16 protein-coding genes, 1 rRNA gene and 2 pseudogenes are annotated in these 17,707 nt (G+C 47.3%); 11 read left to right on the forward strand and 8 right to left on the reverse strand.

The window, feature by feature from the left end; translation table 11 throughout:
• Position 1 precedes the first annotated feature (1 nt).
• The 5 genes and pseudogenes from rrf to HRE53_RS24275 all read left to right on the forward strand — a co-directional run bounded on the left by rrf (position 2) and on the right by HRE53_RS24275 (position 4,106).
• A 5S ribosomal RNA gene (rrf, locus tag HRE53_RS24255) occupies positions 2-118 on the forward strand.
• Positions 119-232: 114 nt separating this feature from the next.
• Positions 233-1,159, forward strand: a complete 927-nt coding sequence (locus HRE53_RS24260; protein ID WP_212665637.1) for a metal-binding protein — start codon at positions 233-235, stop codon at positions 1,157-1,159.
• A pseudogene (locus HRE53_RS24265) lies at positions 1,160-1,501 on the forward strand (NCS2 family permease); the annotation flags it as partial. It abuts the gene before it with no gap.
• A 59-nt stretch (positions 1,502-1,560) separates the two neighbouring features.
• Entirely contained in the window at positions 1,561-2,799 is a 1,239-nt protein-coding gene (locus tag HRE53_RS24270; protein WP_235106803.1) for an IS256 family transposase, read from the forward strand.
• The gene (locus tag HRE53_RS24275; RefSeq protein ID WP_235108269.1) at positions 2,721-4,106 is read left to right on the forward strand and encodes an NCS2 family permease; all 1,386 of its coding nucleotides are present in this window, start codon (positions 2,721-2,723) and stop codon (positions 4,104-4,106) included. Before HRE53_RS24270 ends, HRE53_RS24275 begins: the two co-directional genes overlap by 79 nt.
• A gap of 291 nt (positions 4,107-4,397) precedes the next feature.
• On the opposite strand, the gene HRE53_RS24280 is transcribed toward HRE53_RS24275, so the two are convergent.
• The 7 genes and pseudogenes from HRE53_RS24280 to HRE53_RS24315 all read right to left on the reverse strand — a co-directional run bounded on the left by HRE53_RS24280 (position 4,398) and on the right by HRE53_RS24315 (position 9,442).
• Positions 4,398-5,309, reverse strand: coding sequence for a tetratricopeptide repeat protein (locus HRE53_RS24280; protein WP_235108270.1), 912 nt, complete (start codon positions 5,307-5,309; stop codon positions 4,398-4,400).
• 670 nt (positions 5,310-5,979) lie between these two features.
• Positions 5,980-7,177: pseudogene (locus HRE53_RS24290) on the reverse strand (glycosyltransferase).
• A gap of 51 nt (positions 7,178-7,228) precedes the next feature.
• On the reverse strand, positions 7,229-7,903 hold the full coding sequence (locus HRE53_RS24295; RefSeq protein ID WP_235108273.1) for a hypothetical protein: 675 nt from the start codon (positions 7,901-7,903) through the stop codon (positions 7,229-7,231).
• Positions 7,794-8,417 carry a hypothetical protein gene (locus HRE53_RS24300; RefSeq protein ID WP_235108274.1) on the reverse strand — a complete coding sequence of 208 codons (624 nt, stop codon included), beginning with the start codon at positions 8,415-8,417 and terminating at the stop codon, positions 7,794-7,796. The genes HRE53_RS24295 and HRE53_RS24300 overlap by 110 nt, the downstream gene beginning before the upstream one ends.
• Positions 8,338-8,592: a hypothetical protein gene (locus HRE53_RS24305; RefSeq protein ID WP_235108275.1), complete on the reverse strand. Its 255-nt coding sequence runs from the start codon at positions 8,590-8,592 to the stop codon at positions 8,338-8,340. The genes HRE53_RS24300 and HRE53_RS24305 overlap by 80 nt, the downstream gene beginning before the upstream one ends.
• Before the next feature lie 157 nt (positions 8,593-8,749).
• Entirely contained in the window at positions 8,750-8,917 is a 168-nt protein-coding gene (locus HRE53_RS24310) for a hypothetical protein (RefSeq protein ID WP_235108276.1), read from the reverse strand.
• Positions 8,918-8,980: 63 nt separating this feature from the next.
• Entirely contained in the window at positions 8,981-9,442 is a 462-nt protein-coding gene (locus tag HRE53_RS24315) for a dual specificity protein phosphatase family protein (RefSeq protein ID WP_212665643.1), read from the reverse strand.
• Between the two features lie 195 nt (positions 9,443-9,637).
• Here HRE53_RS24315 and recQ point away from each other — a divergent pair, with 195 nt between their 5' ends.
• Positions 9,638-11,857: a DNA helicase RecQ gene (gene recQ / locus HRE53_RS24320; protein ID WP_235108277.1), complete on the forward strand. Its 2,220-nt coding sequence runs from the start codon at positions 9,638-9,640 to the stop codon at positions 11,855-11,857.
• 82 nt (positions 11,858-11,939) lie between these two features.
• Positions 11,940-12,257, forward strand: coding sequence for a hypothetical protein (locus HRE53_RS24325; RefSeq protein ID WP_235108278.1), 318 nt, complete (start codon positions 11,940-11,942; stop codon positions 12,255-12,257).
• Between the two features lie 5 nt (positions 12,258-12,262).
• Here the strand turns inward: HRE53_RS24325 and HRE53_RS24330 are convergent, their stop codons facing one another.
• Positions 12,263-13,051: a hypothetical protein gene (locus HRE53_RS24330; RefSeq protein ID WP_235108279.1), complete on the reverse strand. Its 789-nt coding sequence runs from the start codon at positions 13,049-13,051 to the stop codon at positions 12,263-12,265.
• A 267-nt stretch (positions 13,052-13,318) separates the two neighbouring features.
• Here HRE53_RS24330 and HRE53_RS24335 point away from each other — a divergent pair, with 267 nt between their 5' ends.
• From HRE53_RS24335 to argF, 4 genes are all read left to right on the forward strand, one after another.
• The gene (locus HRE53_RS24335) at positions 13,319-14,443 is read left to right on the forward strand and encodes a trypsin-like peptidase domain-containing protein (RefSeq protein WP_235108280.1); all 1,125 of its coding nucleotides are present in this window, start codon (positions 13,319-13,321) and stop codon (positions 14,441-14,443) included.
• Positions 14,444-14,623: 180 nt separating this feature from the next.
• Positions 14,624-14,953, forward strand: coding sequence for a DUF3181 family protein (locus tag HRE53_RS24340; RefSeq protein ID WP_235108281.1), 330 nt, complete (start codon positions 14,624-14,626; stop codon positions 14,951-14,953).
• 8 nt (positions 14,954-14,961) lie between these two features.
• Positions 14,962-16,665 carry a hypothetical protein gene (locus HRE53_RS24345; RefSeq protein ID WP_235108282.1) on the forward strand — a complete coding sequence of 568 codons (1,704 nt, stop codon included), beginning with the start codon at positions 14,962-14,964 and terminating at the stop codon, positions 16,663-16,665.
• A 96-nt stretch (positions 16,666-16,761) separates the two neighbouring features.
• On the forward strand, positions 16,762-17,700 hold the full coding sequence (gene argF, locus HRE53_RS24350) for an ornithine carbamoyltransferase (RefSeq protein WP_235108283.1): 939 nt from the start codon (positions 16,762-16,764) through the stop codon (positions 17,698-17,700).
• Positions 17,701-17,707 lie beyond the last annotated feature (7 nt).

A 17,707-nucleotide genomic window follows, 5' to 3' on the forward strand; every position in this document is an offset into this window, starting at 1 on the left:
TCCTGGTGCTTATTGCACAGTGGACCCACTCCGACCCATCCCGAACTCGGTTGTGAAACGCTGTAGCGGCGAAGATACTTGGGGGGTAGCCCCCTGGGAAAATAGCTCAGTGCCAGGTTAATATTTAGAGTAGGCCTTCTCATTAGAGAGGGTCTACTTTTTTAGTTGGATGCTATTGGAAGGATTATCATGCTTTTCCTCGGAATCCATAGATTGATAGGGAATATCATCCATGAATGACTCCTCGACCCAGAATAATTCCAGTGGAACTAAAGAAGAGCCTTCTTCCAAACCCCAATTGGTCTCTTTAAGAGCAAAATCTACTGATAGTCAGTCTGGTGATGTTAATGGCCCAGGAAAAAGAGAATGGTGGGCTCAGCGCTGGGTTGATGTATTGGAGTCTTTTGGGTGGCGCCGTAGATTAGAACGGGCTCGTAACTATGTTCGTGACGGTCGGGTACTGAAGCTAGAATTCAATGGCCCTAAAGTAGTTGCACAGGTGCAAGGGACTGCTGAACAACCTTATAAGGTTTCCTTGGCGCTTGACTCATTTACGGATGAACAGTGGGGATTTGTCATTGAAGAGATGTCTCTGCGGGCCATCTTTGCTGCGAAACTTTTGGCTGGTGAGATGCCTCAAAATATTGAGGAAGCTTTTACGGCAAGTGGCCTCAGTTTGTTCCCTTTTAGTAAGTTTGATATTCACAGTCGATGCTCCTGTCCAGATCCCGTTAACCCTTGCAAGCATATTGGGGCTGTGTACTACTTACTGGGTGATTACTTTAGTCAAGATCCCTTTATTTTGCTGCAGCTTCGAGGGCGTACAAAGCAGAGCATCGTAGAAGATTTAAGACAGATGCGCAGCGTAGGATCAGAAGTTGAAGAAGGTGAATCAAAAGTCACAGATATCTCTCAATCTTTAGCAATTAAGGTTAAGACTGATTTTTGGCGATACGACCAGCAGTTGGATCCATCTTTGGTTGTCATTACACCACCGCCTACAAGCGAAACTGTGTTGGATGTATTGGGACCCTTGCCATTGTCATCTGAAGGTAAGGTTGGCGGCGATCCTCTGGTCAGTGATTGTTTGCGAACGATTTATCAAAGAGTCAGTCAGAGTGCCATGATGAAGGCAATGCTTAGTCGAGAGAGTGAATAAATGACGGAATCAGCCAATGCAACGCCGAGTTGGTTTGTCCGTAAAGATATTGATGGTTTTTTTGGATTAGCGATTGATAATATTGTTCAAATCCTTTTGATTGTAGGGTTGTGTCAGGGTGTACTTGGGTTTGGTGCAGATTTGATATATGGCCGAATCCTGCCAGGAGTTGCCCTGAGTTTGATTTTAGGAAATGTCTACTATAGTTGGTTGGCCTATCGGCAAGGACTGAGGGAGAGACGAGATGACTTAACAGCACTCCCCTATGGCATCAATACAGTCAGTCTGTTTGCCTATGTGTTTTTGGTTATGCTGCCTGTTAAGTTGGATGCTCTGGCATCGAGACTGATCAGAGTTTTGTGTAAGCGGTCTAGAATCCAAACACACCAGGAGACCGCATCATGTCTAGAAAGAAACAAGTACCCAATCGAGTTGATGAGCTATTGGATGAACTCATTGGAGAGAATCCACAGCCAGAGGATATTCTGGGCGAATCAGGACTGCTCAAACAACTCAGCAAACGCCTAGTGGAACGAGCCTTGGCAGGTGAATTGACTCATCACCTGCATCAATCCTCCGTCGATGAGCGTTCTCATGGCCCTAGAAACAGTCGCAATGGTTACTCGAAAAAGACCGTCCAGACTGAACAAGGAGAGATGGACCTATCGATTCCTCGCGACCGTTGCAGTGAGTTTGAGCCTGTCCTCGTGCCCAAAGGCCAGCGACGTATCGCGGGACTCGACGAGAAAATCATCGCCTTATATGCTCGTGGCATGACCACTCGTGATATTCGAGCTCAATTGGTGGAGCTGTATGGGGCCAATATCTCTGAGGGTCTGATTAGTGACGTCACCAATAGTGTCATGGAGGAGGTTAAAGACTGGCGCTCAAGACCATTGGATGAGGTGTATCCGATTGTCTATCTCGATGCCCTGTATGTGAACATCAAAGTCAATGGCCAAGTCAGCAAGCGAGCCGTCTATGTCGCGCTAGCGGTAACTGTGGAGGGAAACAAAGAGCTGTTGGGATTATGGATAGGGGCTGCCGAGCGGGAGGGAGCAAAATTCTGGCTTTCAGTGCTCACAGACCTTAAAAACCGAGGCGCTCAGGATATCTTGATTGCTTGCTGTGATGGTCTCAAAGGCTTTCCCCAGGCGATTGAATCGGTCTATCCCGATACTCAAGTTCAAGTTTGTATCGTTCATCTCATTCGCAATAGTTTGCGCCATGTGCCTTGGAAGGAAAGTCGAGCCGTAGCTGCAGACCTCAAGCCCATTTATCAAGCGGCCACTTTGGAGGAATCTGAGGCTGCCTTGGATGCGTTTGCCAACAAATGGGACCAGACGTATCCTGGCATCAGCCAAATCTGGATACGGCATTGGGATAATATTGCTCCGTTGTTTAAGTACCCAATGGCCATCCGAAAGGTTATCTACACCACTAATGCCATTGAGTCGCTCAATCGCTCACTGCGAAAGGTGATTAAGACCAAAGCTGTCTTCCCGAATGAAGAGTCTGTCTACAAATTGATGTTTCTGGCGATGAGGAATATCTCGAAGAGATGGACCAGACCGATTTTGAATTGGAAGGCGGCGCTGTCCCATTTTGCTATTCTGTTCCCAACACGATTCAACTATTGAATACGTTACGGCTTACACAAAAATCTAAACACTCTCTGGCATGGGGGATAGCACCTCCGCAGGCAGCTGAACTTGCTTGGCAAGCGGGATTAGTGGCTTGTTTAGGGTCTGGATTGATTGAATTAGTAGGTGCTTGGTTCGGTAATCGCCTCAGACAATTAGCCCCTCGAGCTGCGATGCTTTCAACCTTGGGAGGTATTGCGTTAACGTTCATTGCTATTGGGTTCTTGCTGCGCACTTTTGCTAATCCCATCGTTGGATTGCTGCCCTTGGGAGTGATCTTACTGACTTACTTTGGTCGAGTTGATTTTGTCCTCCCAGGAGGGTTGTTGTCGGTTTTAGTGGGGATGGTGCTTGCTTGGGCTACTGGATTAGTTCAATGGGATCCAGCAGTGTTTGAAAAAGCGATACAACCCCTAGGTTTTTATTTTCCTAAATTGTGGATTGGTGCGATTTGGGAGCAAGGTGGGGTGCTGAGTAAATATTTCAGCATCATTTTGCCAATGGGATTATTTAATTTGGTGGGGAGCTTACAAAACCTTGAGAGTGCGGAGGCTGCGGGAGATCGGTATCCAACGGCTCCTTGCTTAGCTGCTAATGGCATCGGAACGTTAGTGGCTGCGGTCTGTGGCTCTTGTTTCCCGACAACGATTTATATTGGCCACCCGGGCTGGAAAGATATGGGAGCCCGAATTGGGTATTCATGGCTTAGTGGTTTGGTCATGGGGATTTTATGTTTAAGCGGCACTCTGGGAGTGATCACATATTTGGTGCCTATTGATGCGGGTATGGCAATAGTGCTTTGGATTGGAATTGTGATTGTGGCACAGAGTTTTACGGCAACGCCTAAAGCTCATGCACCGGCCGTAGTGGTTGGATTAATGCCAGGAATTGCTGCATGGGGGGCATTAATTGCTAAAAATAGCATGCGTGCTGCAGGAGTCGGTACGCCTGAACAGCCCTTTCAACCAGAAGTCTTAGTCGCAAATTTTAAGATGAGTGATACCTTCATTGAAGGTGCATTTGCGCTGGAACAAGGGGTCATCTTGTTGGCAATGATTTTAGCTGCCATTACGGTATATATCATTGAGCAACAATTCGGACTAGCGGCTCTTTGGGCCTTTGGGGCTGCTATTCTAGCTTGGTTTGGATTGATTCATAGTTTTGCTTGGACCCCGACCGATACAGTGGTGGATTTGGGTTGGGGAACGGGAAGTGATTGGGCTATTAGTTACCTAATGTTGACAGCTCTATTTGTTTTTGCAGCTTGGCTGAATAAGCGTAACAAGCAAAATAAGATTATCTAGATGATTGGAATGAAATCCCCAAAAGAATTAGAGCGGATGGTGATATATACCTGTATTGGTGTTTGGGGAAGCGTGTGCTTTTGAATAGGTTAGTGGATACCTGTTTGGAGTATATGCTTGGAGCTACTCAATGTTCTTTTGAAATTGTAGAAATGTATGGCTTCTTATGATGTAGTTCAAACTTACGGCATTGGTTATCGATAATTCTCAGCATTTTTGTCATGGGCTGAAAATATCATCCTACCGAATCCTAGTACTTAGATGGGACTAAGAAAGAAGTTCGCTAATTGATTATGTGGAAGGAAACGTAAACTGTGCATTTGGAGTAAGTTTACGAAGATAACTGAGTGTTATCTCAAAATTAGCATTTTTACCGGTATGCCAGAAAATCTGAGCAGCCTGTTGAAAGTCAGTGATAGCACCTTGTTGATCTCCCAAGTTAAGTCTGAGTAGACCTCGATTGCCATAAGCATTGGCATTCTCAGGGTTGAGAGAAATCACTTGGGAATAGGAATGGATAGCCCCCCAATAGTTTTGTTCTTCAGTTTGAGCGGCAGCTAGCTTCATCAAAAGCTCGAAATTTGGGCTGTCTTGCTGTTTCGAACTTTGAGAGTTAGGAGATGATAGTTCTGTCTGGGGGAGGTTGTGAGTGTTATGAGCAGAGCTTGCTCTGAATGCATTCTCGAGACGGCATAGGAGCTGGTAGTCTTTTAATTCGCTAAGGACGTCGATGGTTGAATGGCGGATATCTGGATTGGGATGACAGATGAGTTGATCTAATAAGATTTGGGTCTGGGGTAACTGCATCATATGGAGTGTTCGAAGCGCAAGGTTGTGCCATTCCCGCGTTTCCATTAGTTCTGTGAGGCCTGCAATGGCTTCAGGAGCAACGGTGGCTAACATTTGACTGATTTGATGATCAAACCGATCGTCTTCTGAAGCTTTTAGCGTATCGATTAGGCCAGCCACTAGAATCGTGCGTTCGAGTTTGGCTAGTGCTTGACTTGATAAGTGCTTTAGGGTCGAATCACTATTCTGATGTTGGAAAATGACGAATAGAGTAGGTACCGCTTTTGCACCAAATTTGGGTAGTAATTGGGCGACCTGTTGACGAGAGATGAGATCTTCTTCTGTGAGAAGGATATGAAAGGCTAAGCCTAGGAATCGATCGACATCCCACCAATGTAGGTCAATAGCCTGCATCCTCTCTCCAGCGAGAGGTATAAGTTTTTCAACACATTCAACAAATAAAGAATCCTGGGAGGTTGGAGAACTTGGATTTGTAGGCTGAAAAGCTGACATAAGCTATTTCTTGTATCAAGTTATACTCCTACTTTCTTATAAATAACGTGTTTATGCACGTTTGTGATGAATTAAATGTATGCGTTTCATTACATGACGCGTTTTCTGAATATTGATAAAGAGAGCATATAGCAGAATTCTAGGAGACTAAACGTTATGCCTATAGAATCTTTACGGCTGAATAGCGCTAGTGGTTTTTCTAGAGTTTGTACAATGTGAGAGATGATCAGTTTTCAAAAGTTTGTATTTTGATGACTTCAAGTTCTAAGCCTGATGAAAGTAAACAAGAAAATAACCTGAAGAACTGTCACCCACCAGAAATAGAAAAAGTCCTCTGTCCACATTGTCTACGCACGGCAACGAATGGAATTAAGTGTCAAGGAATATGTGTCGCGGATAGCGATTATTAAACCCTTTCATTTAATCTTGGGGTTTCTTGTTTTTGTGAATATCTGGCTATGGTGAATTTGAGATTGAGTTAAAGAGGATTATGGGTGAAAGAATAGGACAACTGACTCATAGGTTTTTTGCTAATCACTAGTCTTAAAAACTATTTTTTAGCGAAATAAAGCTAGCGTACGGGATATACACGCCCTTTCCAAGCACCGCCTTCTCCTTGCCAATGTTGACGAGCAGAATCAAGGGTCATTAGGTTATAGAGTATTGCAATTAATGGGAGTGAAATGGCCCAGGTGGGGGAAAGTTGATAGAGTCGAATAGTGGGTAGATAGGCCAGGGTCATTAAGACCCAAGTCACTGTTCCTATAAGACTAATACTGATATTGCCAAGATAGAGGCCAAGCACAATACTAATGGGGGGAACCATATGAGATCAGGAACATCCCTAGTACAGTCCCTATGAGGAGCAATGTAGAGTAATTGAGTTGTGTGAAGGCTGTGCGGGCGACCATTGACCAGATACTATCAAGGGTGTCGTAAGACCGTAAGCTTTGGGTGGCGGAGGTTAGCCCGATCCAGATGTTGCGGTTGGGTTGGGATTTGGGTGTTAGTTTGATGGCAGTAGCAAGGGCGCAATCATCAATCAAAGCGTCTCGAATAACTTCGATTCCCCCTATGGTCATGAGAGTTTGACGACGGACTAAAATACAACCGCCTGCTGCTGCAGCCATTTGCTTCTGGGGCTGATTGACCCAAAGGAAGGGATATAGTTTTTGAAAGAAGAAGACAAAAGCTGGAATCAGTAGCTGTTCCCAAATACTTTGGCACCGGAGTCGGACCATCAAGGAGACCATGTCTCGGTTTTCTTGCTCAGCTTTGGTGACTAAGCTTTGGAGAGAATTAACCTCATGCTGAATATCAGCATCTGTAAGTAAGAAGTAAGTTGGGTGAACGGACTCTGCTAGAACCGTTTCTATCCCTTGGTGCATGGCCCATAGTTTGCCAGACCAGCCTGGAGGGAGTGGGGAGGTTTGGATGACTTGTAACTGGTGGTTTTTACCTAAGTCAGTGGCGATTTCCTGGGCGATTTCTCCAGTTTTGTCGGTGCTTTGGTCGTCTATGAGTAGGATTTTGAAGGGGCCGGGATAGGTTTGTTGGAGTAGCGATCTCAAGCTGTCTGGCAATACTTCAGCTTCATTGCGAGCTGGGACAATGGCACAGACGCTTGGCCATTCTTGTAGGTCTAGAGGCGGTGGTGTGGGGTCTAGAACTTGATTAGCCCGCCAGAATTGGCCTCGGAAGAGGAGGAGGCCGACCCAAATGAGACCCGAAAGCAAACTGATACTGAGCCAAAAAATTGTGAAGCTCATGTCTTATTTCACACCTAAAAATTCACTTCACACCTAAAAATTCAGGCTGAGTTAGCACTGGATATTCAGGAGGGTGTTGAGAAGGTGCCAGCAGGGCCAGTAATAAGCAGCAAGGGCATCGTCTAAACTCCAGAATTCAGCATAGCTGTCGCTGGAACAATAGCAGCCCACAAACAGTAATAGCAGGTCTTGAAACGGAACGGCATTTTTATTGATGGGTTCGGTGTAGAGCTCGTTGAGGACGTTCTGTAAATAGAGCAGATTGCTAACGATATCGGTGAATAGACTGGATTCTCCGGTCAATGTGGGCAGGTAGGTGGTGTTGTATTCCTGAAAGAAGATTTGGTATAGGGCTGCGATCGCAGTCTTTAAACTCGTTTTTAAGCCTAGGGCATGTACCGGATGGCCTGCTTGTCCCCATTCTCGAAGGAGATCCGTTTCTAAAGGGGTTTCCTCAAGGGCAGACAGATGAATTTCTACCAGGGGACGAAGCACTTGCAAAAATAGAAAATCAATATCCGCGAGGGTGAGATCTAGCTTGGTCGGGAGGTCCTTAAAGACAGAGCTGCTGAGAAGTTGATCGGCATGGTGAGGATTGTCCCAAACGAACTTAAACTCAGCTGCATCCGCAATCATTTCGGCGATGAGATGGGTGAAAAGGAGCCCTAATCGCTGCTGGACTTCTCCATGAAAAAATAGATGGGCTTTGGGGGTGATCGAGTTCAACTTGCTCCCCTTGGACTTGAAAAAGCATGCGGCAATTGATGGGGCCGTCAGGGGTATAGGCTGTTTCGCCGGCATGGAAGGGTTGACCACAATCTTTGAGAATGGCGTAGTCACTGGAAAATTGGGTGCAGAGGTATTGCCAGTGATGGCCCCACACATCATGAATTAAGAAGGCTTCCATTTTATGAGTGGGGATGATGCCAATGGCTCGACTGAGGACGCGGGCGATATCAGTCGAGGAATCGCCGGTTGTTTGAGCGAGGGCTTGGCACCAGTCGGGATCGATATGGGCAGGATGACATGGCCCAAAAGTAGGGAATCGATCAAACTTCTGGTAGTGGAACTCATCCAGTTGCTGTAGGAAAGATTGTAAGGACTCAGAAAGCTGATCTGGAAGGGAAATGTCAGGATTTGAACTATAAAATTTGCCGTCCTTATAGGGAAGGCAGAAATAGAGTTGGAGGGGGGTGTGGATATAGTCGATGATTGCTGCAGGGATTGCTAGGGGGGCCAAATAGGGCCTGGAATAGCAGCAATCTCCCTTGGCCGGAACCCTCAAAAAAGGTCATTGCTGCTGCCATGATCCGTTTTTGCTGAGCCAGTCGTTTGGTGACCTGTTCCTGACTGGCTTGGAGCTGGGAAGCAAAGTCATCGGATAGTTGAAAGAGCTCGCACAGTTGGGAACCCATGGCGGGTTCTTGCAAGATCTTGGGGAGTGGATCTGGGCGGTAATGCTCTAGGGTGGGTGAGTTTAGAGTCCCTTGCCAATTACTGCCGCCAACTTCCTGGTAGGGAACGAGCCTGACGGTGGCTTCTACAAACGCTTCTCGGACGGCTACTGGAATTTCATGGGCGGGGGATGGGTTGCCGATGGATGCTATGAGCGAAACTTTGCAAGTCTGCCTGAATGGTGGCCAATCGTTGGGAAGTGGTGCTTGTGTCCTCTTGGCGCGCTAGTTGTAAAGCTTCCGCTAAAAGGCGCTGCCGATGGGAATCAGCTTTGGGGATAGACATGGAGGTGCCCTTTACTTCAGTCCAATCTGGCAAGCTAGGTTAATGCTGGAGCGAAAGAAGCCATTAATCGTCTGTGGAAGCAAGATAAGACTGCATGACCTGGACTTGATTTTTGTCGGGGGATGCATAGTGATGCTGTTCTTTCACAAATGCGATCGCATCTTCCAGGGATAGCCCTTGTTTTTGGGCGACGTGTAGACAACATATGGATGCAGACCTTCCTACACCTGCTAAGCAATGGACATAGACGACGTGGCCTTTGCGCTGCCAGCGATTGAGGATCTTGAGGGCTTGGTCAAATTGCTCTTCTGAGGGAACGCCTCCCGTAAACCCGTCGGGAATGGGGACTCGCTGCCAGAGAAACCCATGTTGAATGTCATCAGGAACCGGCTGCTCACCTTCTTCATTGAGGCACAGAACCGCAGTAATCCCCTCGCGTCGTAGCTGAGATGCTGAGGTGGTTTGGTGGGGAAAGGAACCCACGGCGAGTTGATTCGGTATGATCCAGGAGAATCGTTTGGGCATGGAAGATCGTTTTATCCAGGACGAAAAAGAGATGACAACTTAGGTGAAGATTAAAGCTAGCTCAAATCAGGGTGTCTTGGCTTAGCATTAACCATATCCCCCACTTAAGAGTGATGATGATGGACCCCTCCCCATTGTGACCCATTGCTGGGGTGAAGAGGAATATTTCGATCACATTTCATCCCTATACTGCCCATGACCTTGAGTTCTTTTGCATCTGCTCCTGACTTTGCATCCTTGGAAGCGGCTCTAAAACACTATTTTGGGTATGACCAGTTTAGGGCTGGTCAGCAGCAAGTTATTGAGGCAGCACTACAGCAGCAAGATCTGATGGTCGTGATGCCGACGGGAGGTGGCAAATCCCTCTGTTTCCAGCTACCAGGTTTATTGTTGCCTGGGTTGACGGTGGTGATTTCTCCTTTGATTGCCCTGATGCAGGACCAGGTGACGACACTGCAGGTCAATGATATTCCAGCAACATTTTTGAATAGCAGTATTGATGCGGCTACAGCTCGGCAACGGATTGCAGAAGTTTTTTCTGGGAAGATCAAGCTGCTGTATGTTGCACCAGAACGATTACTCCATGAATCTTTCCTTAATTTATTGGATCAGGTGCAGGCCCAGACAGGTTTAGCTGCATTTGCGGTGGATGAGGCCCATTGTGTTTCTGAGTGGGGACATGATTTTCGGCCTGAGTATCGTCGTTTGGCCGAGGTGCGGCAACGATATGCCCAGGTCCCTGTATATGCCTTAACGGCCACGGCGACGGAGCGGGTGCGACAAGACATTATCCAGCAACTGCAGTTGCGACAGCCTTTTGTCCATGTGGCCAGTTTTAACCGTCCTAACCTTTACTACGAGGTGCGCCCCAAATCACGGCAAGCTTATGCCGATCTCTATCGGGAGATTCGCCAGCATGGCCAAGACTCGGGCATTGTCTATTGTTTGAGTCGACGGGAAGTGAATGAAGTCTCAGCTCGATTGCAGGCGGATGGCATTAGTGCTTTGCCGTACCATGCGGGCATGAGCGATAAGGCTCGTACCCTTAATCAAGAGCGGTTTATTCGGGATGATGTCCAGGTGATGGTGGCTACGGTTGCCTTTGGCATGGGGATTGATAAGCCGGATGTGCGGTTTGTCATTCACTATAATTTGCCTCGCAATATCGAGGGGTATTACCAGGAGGCGGGCCGGGCGGGTCGGGATGGTGAATCGTCTAAGTGCCTGCTGTTCTTTAGTACGAAGGATATTCACACCCTTGAATGGCTGATTGAACAGAAAGTCGATCCAGAGACAGGCAACCCCTTAGATAATGAACAGCGGATTGCCCGCCAACAGTTACGCCAGGTGATTGACTATGCCGAAAGCACGGTTTGTCGGCGAACGGTACAGTTGGGGTATTTTGGCGAAACCTTTGGGGGAGACTGTGGGGGCTGTGATAACTGCTGCCATCCTAAACCCGTCGAAGATTGGACCATCCCGGCTCAAAAGCTGTTGTCCTGTGTGGCTCGTTGCCAGGAACGATATGGGATGAGCTATGTCATTGATGTGTTGCGAGGCTCACGCAATCAAAAGGTTCTGCAGCGACGCCATGACCAGCTTTCTACCTATGGGATTGGCAAAGACAAAACAGTGGATCAATGGCGATTGTTAGGACGGACGTTGCTGCATCAAGGTTTGGTTGCAGAAACTACCGATGGTTATCCGGTACTTAAGCTAAATGAACTGAGCTGGGAAGTGTTGCGGCATCAACGGTCCGTATTTGTTCCTGTGCCCGTTGCCCCGACCCAGGACAGGCCCAACAATGCTCGCCGGGAAGAGGCTGAAGCCTTGTTTCAACGGTTACGAGAGTTGCGAAAGGAGCTGGCGGATCAGCAGTCTGTTCCCCCGTACGTGATCTTTGCGGATTCTAGTTTGAAGCTGATGGCCCAGCAGCAGCCCCAGACCATGGTGGAGTTTGCCAAGATTTCGGGGGTCGGTAAGCGCAAGCTAGAACAATATGGCCAGCAATTTACGGCTTTTATTCGGTCTCATCGGCAGGAGCAGGGCTTGCCTGTGGTGAGCGAAGCAGATGCAGCTGAGCTGGAGGAGCCTTCGGGGCCAACTACGCTTAAGTTATCGAATACTGTATTGGCGACGCTCCAGCTCTATCAACAAGGAAAGACGCTAGAAGAAATTGCAGCTGGACGAGACCTGAAGGTTACGACCATTGCTACGCATTTGGAAGATTTGATCGAGGCAGGGCAGGTGGGAGAGATTGACGGAGTAGTGGATTGCGATCGCAAACAGACCATCGCCGAAATCATTGAGCGTATCGGCCCCATTTCCCTCACAAAAATCCGAGAGAAGCTGGGAAACAACTATTCCTATGAGGAAATTCGGTTAGTCAGGGCTTGGTGGCAGCGTCAACAGTGAAGATTGATGTTGACAGTGGATGCCCCTGTAATAGAATCTGAAGACAACCCCAGGATAGATGCAACCAGAGTAGAGCGTTCCTATGCCGCCATTTTGGCCCCGAGAACCCGATCGCAAGAATGATACTGCTTATCGTCGCTTTGGCGATCGCGTCAATTTGGCATTTAATATTGCCATTTATGCGACTGCCGCTTCGTCCCTGTGGTTTTTTAAGTTGCTGATGTATCAGGATTGGCCTTGGCTGAAGGGCTTAACCTTAGGCTGGTTAGGATTTATTGGCCTGCAGGCTATCTATGTATTGGCCATCGCAGATTACAGCGATGCAGATGATACCAAACCTATTTTCAAAAAAGATAAGGATAAGCTTGCCGAAGAATCCGGTGAGTCCACTGAAGGGTAAATGAGTTAAGGCAAATAAGTCTTAAATTTATCCTGTAGTCCTTTTGTGTATTCCTTATCAAAGTCAGTTCCAATGTGTTTAAATTTCTCTGCTACCTCTTGTAGTAGTAGGTCTATCTCGTCCAAGTATCCTGAATAGGTATCGTTGTCAAATTTGTAGGCTGACATAAGTTTGGACGCGAGGGCTCTCTTCTTCAATGTGACTATATATTCAATGCAGGAATACGGACGTGAAGTATTAGCACTTTCACGATCTAGAGCCCATTTTTGAAAAATAATCGACTGATTGATTAATTGATAATTTTTATCTGCGAGCCCAACTATCAAAGCATAAGTTGAATATCCCTGATAGTGTCTTCCTCTAGAATGGTGCTGGGCACCAGGGTTGTTGCTGAGAACTAAATCGGCGTGGAGTGCTAAGGATAGCCTGACTTCTTTGGTGGGGTCGGGGCCTTCAAAAAACTCAAGTTTATGATCTAACCAAGAAGTCAAGTAGGCCGCTATTTTGACTTGATTGGGTGATTTTTGGGATTTAGCCTGAATGTAAATCTTCATCCCCCAATCAGTGATTTGGTTGTATAAATCACAGGTTTTAAAGTCTCCGACAGCACAAATGATGATTTTGAAGAAGCGCGCTAGGCTTTCCATGTTTTTCACGCTGGAAAAAGATGAAATCATCTCTCGGATTAGTTTTTGAGCTTCTGTATAGTCTTCATAGTAGTCATCGTCTTCATACATTTCTTCTGGAAAAATAAGCTCTTCTAGTATCTCCAGTTTTTTGGTAAACTTATCCATTGAATTTAGCTATTTTTACAGTTATTTGCGTTTAAAATCTTTTTAATTCCAAGAAGTGGAATATATTTATCTGATAGCTTCCATTAGTGATATCTAAAGCGCAATTAGAAGCAGATTTGTAATCATTGCGATTCGGTTTTTGCTATGAATAATGGCAGAGATGTATTTCTTTTAGTACAAATATACTGTAAAAAAAGGTGTGATCTTTAATACAGATGTGCTAGGGAATAGGATAAGTTTTTTTGATTTTTTCCAGAATTGTCATCAATGAAATTTATCCATCCACTCGTCCCTGTAGTAATTACTGCAATTGTTGCCGCTCCTTTTTATAGTGCCCAGGCATTGAATTCAGCGGAAGTGAGTGCGATCGCAGAAGCCGTTACCGTCCGTATCGATGGTCAAAACTCAGGTTCAGGGGTGATTATCAAACGTCAAGATGATGTTTACACCGTATTGACAGCGGCCCATGTGGTGGCCACAGCAGATGAATATGATGTAGTGACTGATGATGATTCACGGTATCCCTTGGCCTACAGTACCGTTAAAAAATTTCCTGGAATTGATTTAGCACTGGTTGAATTCACCAGCTCCAAGCCTTATCAAGTCGCAAAGTTGGGAGACTCATCTAATGTAAGGGCAGGAGAATCTATTTATGTCTCTGGATTTCCCATGCCGACTGCTGCTATCACCGCTCCCATTTGGAACTTTTCTGAAGGGAAGGTAACGGCAAACGCTAAACGCCCTTTGGCAGATGGCTACGGATTGGTTTATAGCAACAACACCTTACCGGGGATGAGTGGTGGGTCTGTTTTAGACAGCCAAGGCCAACTGATTGGCATTCATGGGCGAGCGGATGGAGAACGGCAGGTTAAACGAACTGAAACGGTGTACGTGAAGACAGGATTTAATCTAGGGATTCCCATCAATACCTTTTTAAGTTCCGTGGGCACGATTAATCCTGATTTAGGATTTTCAGGAAATGTGGCAACTGGGGGAGTTGAATTAACCTCGGATGACTTGTATTTGCAAGGCACGAATAAGTTTCAAGGGGGGAATTACCAAGGTGCGATCGCAGATCTAAATCAATCCATCGACCTCAATCCCCAAAATGCTTTTGCCTTCAACAGTCGTGGCAATGCTTTTTATGAATTACAGCAATACAAAGATGCGATCGCTCAGTATGACCAAGCTATTGCCTTGAACCCTGACTATGCTGAAGCCTATTTCAATCGAGGACTTGCTCATAAGCTTGATGGAAATGATGCTCAAGCCCAGCAGGATCATCTGAAATCAAAGCAACTCTTAGGTGGCCAAGTCGAATCACTTCAAAATAAAGCCGATCGCATTCAACAACTGCTCGATCAAAAGCTGAAGCCTTTTGAACTTCGGTAATGATGGGTTGTGTTGGCTACGAAATTAGTTCGATATATTTCCGAGGGATTAGCCACTATCGAGCTTGGGACAGAAGCCCTAGCATGGCGAATTAATAATCAGGGGTTATTCTAGAAAAGACAATCTGGTGAAACTTCGAGTTCACCTTAATGGCCCTGAAAAATAGGGGTACCCTAAGCTATGGCAGACCAAATTGCAACTGTAGACGTAGAAGCCCTCGCCGCAGATATTGGTGAAAAAATCTATATTGATGTGGCCAAATGGCATCTCTTTCTGAGTGATGCCCATCTGCATCAGTCATTAGCAGAGCAATTTTGTAACCTTTTGGAAAACGGATTGTTGGAGGAACCCCAGATCCTGCAAGTGTTGTCAGATGTTTCTGTGCCACTGGGGGGTGGTAAATGCAAACTGCCATTGATTGATCTCATGCCTGTCGCAGGCCAACAAGATCTCATGGGTATTCTGACTGACTTCCGTCATCGCCTCGAAGAGTCTGGATATAGTTTTTAGCGTCTGAAGTGAGCACTAATCAAAAATTTTCTCGCCAGGTGCGAAACGGCAAAGTCGTTTACGTGCCTACAGCCCCGCATACTCCTACCCAATCTGCTCGTGCTCAGTCCCCTCGACTGCTGGCGAAACTCCGGTCTAGCCTGAATTTGTTGCTGTTGGCTGGTATCACTACCACTGTAGTGGGATTAGCTTGGTTGAGTTACCAAGTGATTACGGATCCAGACGTGGCTTTTTGGTTGAATCAGTATTTGCCAACGACAAAAGGGAAGCAAACGGCTGCTCATCAACCCCGCACCCTGCAGCAAATTTTAAAGCGTCTCCAGGATCAGAAACAGTCGCCAGGAAAGCCCATTGTGCTAGCGGCTGATGGCAATGCCAACAGTCCGCTGACGGCGACCAAAGATATTTTGATCCCAACTTATAACAAGAGCTGTGCTCAGGGTCCCTGCCAGCAACTCCAGTCTTTGCAGGTATATCGTTCTTTAAAGCTGCCATCTCTCCTACGACTGTTCCAGGGCAAACGCTATTACCGTTTGCTGGATCGGATGACGGTGCATGGCCCCATGGAAGAACAACTGGTTAGCTTAGCCCGTAACCCGCGCTTAGTGACAGGGTCAACCCGGCCTCTCAATTTATCTCGGGTCGAAGTTTATAATCCTGCCCCCAAGCCAGGAGCTTGGTTACGATTGACGGGGCTGAGGAGTGAAGGAAGTGCAACGGCTACCTATGGCCAAGTGTTGTATTTTCATCCGGATGAGGCCCGGCTTGTTTTGATGTTGAATTGGGCGAGTCCATCGGGCGAGTCTCCTCAATGGCGTCAGGTGACGGGTGATCAGCGGCCAGAATTAGTTGTCAAACAAACGGTGGGTCTAGAACCACAATATGCAGTGTATTGGCTTCATCCTGCCCCAACAGGGGACTTGCAGGTCGAACATATCTCCTTAGCCAAGCCTGCCTTTGCTGATCCGGGCTATACCCAAAGTTTATTGTTGGCTCGGAGTGGCTTATGGTCTCCAGCCCAAAAGCGGTTGTTGACTGTCAAAAAACAGCAGTCGCGTCGATGGTCTCCCAAGGCCCAAGCCCAGCTGGACTATATCAATCTCCATGCGACTATAGCCAAGTCTCAAGCTCAACAAATTTCGGCGAGTCGAGTGCAAACGATTGTGGCACGGCTGGTGAATGGAGAATGGAGTGCGGCCCTGAAGTTCTTTCAATCTCCCCAGACGGATCCGGTAGAAGTTAGGGCTTTATTGGCTGCCGATCCGGGGCGTTTATCTGCGCGAGTGGAAGCCTTTTTAAAGGTGAATCCCAAGAATCAAGATGCGATCGCATGGGGTACCCTTATGCGACATGTACAGGACGATCCGAAGACAGCCCTAGTCTGGGCCCAGCAGCGGACGGGGAAAAACAAGGCTGCCCTTGAGACCATCAAGAAACTGGTGAAACGTCTGGATCAACCCCGCTATACCCCGAAAGAAGCCCCCGCTAAGCCCAAGCCACAACCTGATGTTCTCAAGGTAAAGCCACCGGTCCAGCCTTCTCCAAAGGTTGTGCCTCCAAAAGCCAAGCCCTCAGGGGCTCAGCTCTCTTCACCTGTACCTCTTCCAGTGGCCCCTAAACCTGCACCAGTCCCTGAGCAAACTGTACAGCCTGAATCTTCACTACCACCTGAGCTTGCACCTGTTCCGCCAGAAGAGGCTCCAGGGGAATAACTGGAAAGACAGGGCTCGCTTGAATAAGGTATTCTGGATGTTTCCGCTATTTTGGTGCCTTAGCTGTTGTAGTCCCCCAAGCCTGATATAGAGTCTATGTCTACCGATACTGCAAGTCTTAAAGGGAGAGATCTGCTAGGTTTAGCAGACTTAACGAGCCCAGAAATGTATGGTTTGTTGGAGCTGGCGGCTCAAATCAAGGCAGGGCAGGTCAAACCCCATTGTCCCAAGGTATTGGGTTTGCTGTTTACTAAGGCTTCTACTCGCACCCGGGTCAGCTTTTCTGTCGGCATGTACCGTCTAGGGGGGCAGGTGATTGATCTTAGACCGGATGCCACCCAGGTGGGGCGGGGTGAGCCGTTAGAAGATACGGCTAGAGTCTTAGATCGCTACTTAGACGTACTGGCGATTCGCACTTATGAGCAGCAGGATTTGAGTACCTTTGCGAACTATGCTTCGATTCCTGTAATTAACGCCCTGACAGATTTAGAACATCCTTGTCAGATCTTTGCGGATTTACTCACTCTACAAGAGGCGTTTGGGCAGCTAGAAGGATTGACTCTCACCTATTTGGGGGATGGCAACAATGTCGCCCATTCCCTGCTGCTGGGATGTGCCCTAGTCGGGGTAAATATTCGAGTAGCCACCCCTCCGGACTATCAGCCCCTCCCTGATTTTGTTGAGAAAGCTAAGATACTGGCGGGCGATCGCAGTTCCGTACTGATCACCACTGACCCCCAGGAAGCCGTCGATGGGGCTCACGCCCTCTATACCGATGTCTGGGCCAGTATGGGCCAAGAAGATTTGGCCAGTAATCGGATTCCCATCTTTCAGCCCTATCAAGTGAACGAGTCTCTTTTGGCTCAGGCGGATGCCAATGCCATTGTTCTCCACTGTCTTCCGGCCCATCGCGGAGAAGAAATTACAGCAGACGTAATGGAAGGCGCACAGTCTCGAGTGTGGGATCAGGCCGAGAATCGCCTGCATACTCAACAAGCTCTGCTAGCTAGCGTATTAGGCGCTAAGATCGACTGAGCGTTTG

This window comes from Acaryochloris sp. 'Moss Beach', from assembly GCF_021497025.1.
Taxonomy (GTDB): domain Bacteria; phylum Cyanobacteriota; class Cyanobacteriia; order Thermosynechococcales; family Thermosynechococcaceae; genus Acaryochloris; species Acaryochloris marina_A.

Bases quoted from the DNA above. Each gene is read 5' to 3' on its own strand.
- HRE53_RS24260 (WP_212665637.1), top strand. From the start codon at position 233: ATGAATGACTCCTCGACCCAGAATAATTCCAGTGGAACTAAAGAAGAG.
- HRE53_RS24270 (WP_235106803.1), top strand. From the start codon at position 1,561: ATGTCTAGAAAGAAACAAGTACCCAATCGAGTTGATGAGCTATTGGAT.
- HRE53_RS24275 (WP_235108269.1), top strand. From the start codon at position 2,721: ATGGACCAGACCGATTTTGAATTGGAAGGCGGCGCTGTCCCATTTTGC.
- HRE53_RS24280 (WP_235108270.1), bottom strand. From the start codon at position 5,309: ATGCAGGCTATTGACCTACATTGGTGGGATGTCGATCGATTCCTAGGC.
- HRE53_RS24305 (WP_235108275.1), bottom strand. From the start codon at position 8,592: ATGGGTTCCCAACTGTGCGAGCTCTTTCAACTATCCGATGACTTTGCT.
- HRE53_RS24310 (WP_235108276.1), bottom strand. From the start codon at position 8,917: ATGTCTATCCCCAAAGCTGATTCCCATCGGCAGCGCCTTTTAGCGGAA.
- HRE53_RS24315 (WP_212665643.1), bottom strand. From the start codon at position 9,442: ATGCCCAAACGATTCTCCTGGATCATACCGAATCAACTCGCCGTGGGT.
- recQ (WP_235108277.1), top strand. From the start codon at position 9,638: ATGACCTTGAGTTCTTTTGCATCTGCTCCTGACTTTGCATCCTTGGAA.
- HRE53_RS24325 (WP_235108278.1), top strand. From the start codon at position 11,940: ATGCCGCCATTTTGGCCCCGAGAACCCGATCGCAAGAATGATACTGCT.
- HRE53_RS24330 (WP_235108279.1), bottom strand. From the start codon at position 13,051: ATGGATAAGTTTACCAAAAAACTGGAGATACTAGAAGAGCTTATTTTT.
- HRE53_RS24335 (WP_235108280.1), top strand. From the start codon at position 13,319: ATGAAATTTATCCATCCACTCGTCCCTGTAGTAATTACTGCAATTGTT.
- HRE53_RS24340 (WP_235108281.1), top strand. From the start codon at position 14,624: ATGGCAGACCAAATTGCAACTGTAGACGTAGAAGCCCTCGCCGCAGAT.
- argF (WP_235108283.1), top strand. From the start codon at position 16,762: ATGTCTACCGATACTGCAAGTCTTAAAGGGAGAGATCTGCTAGGTTTA.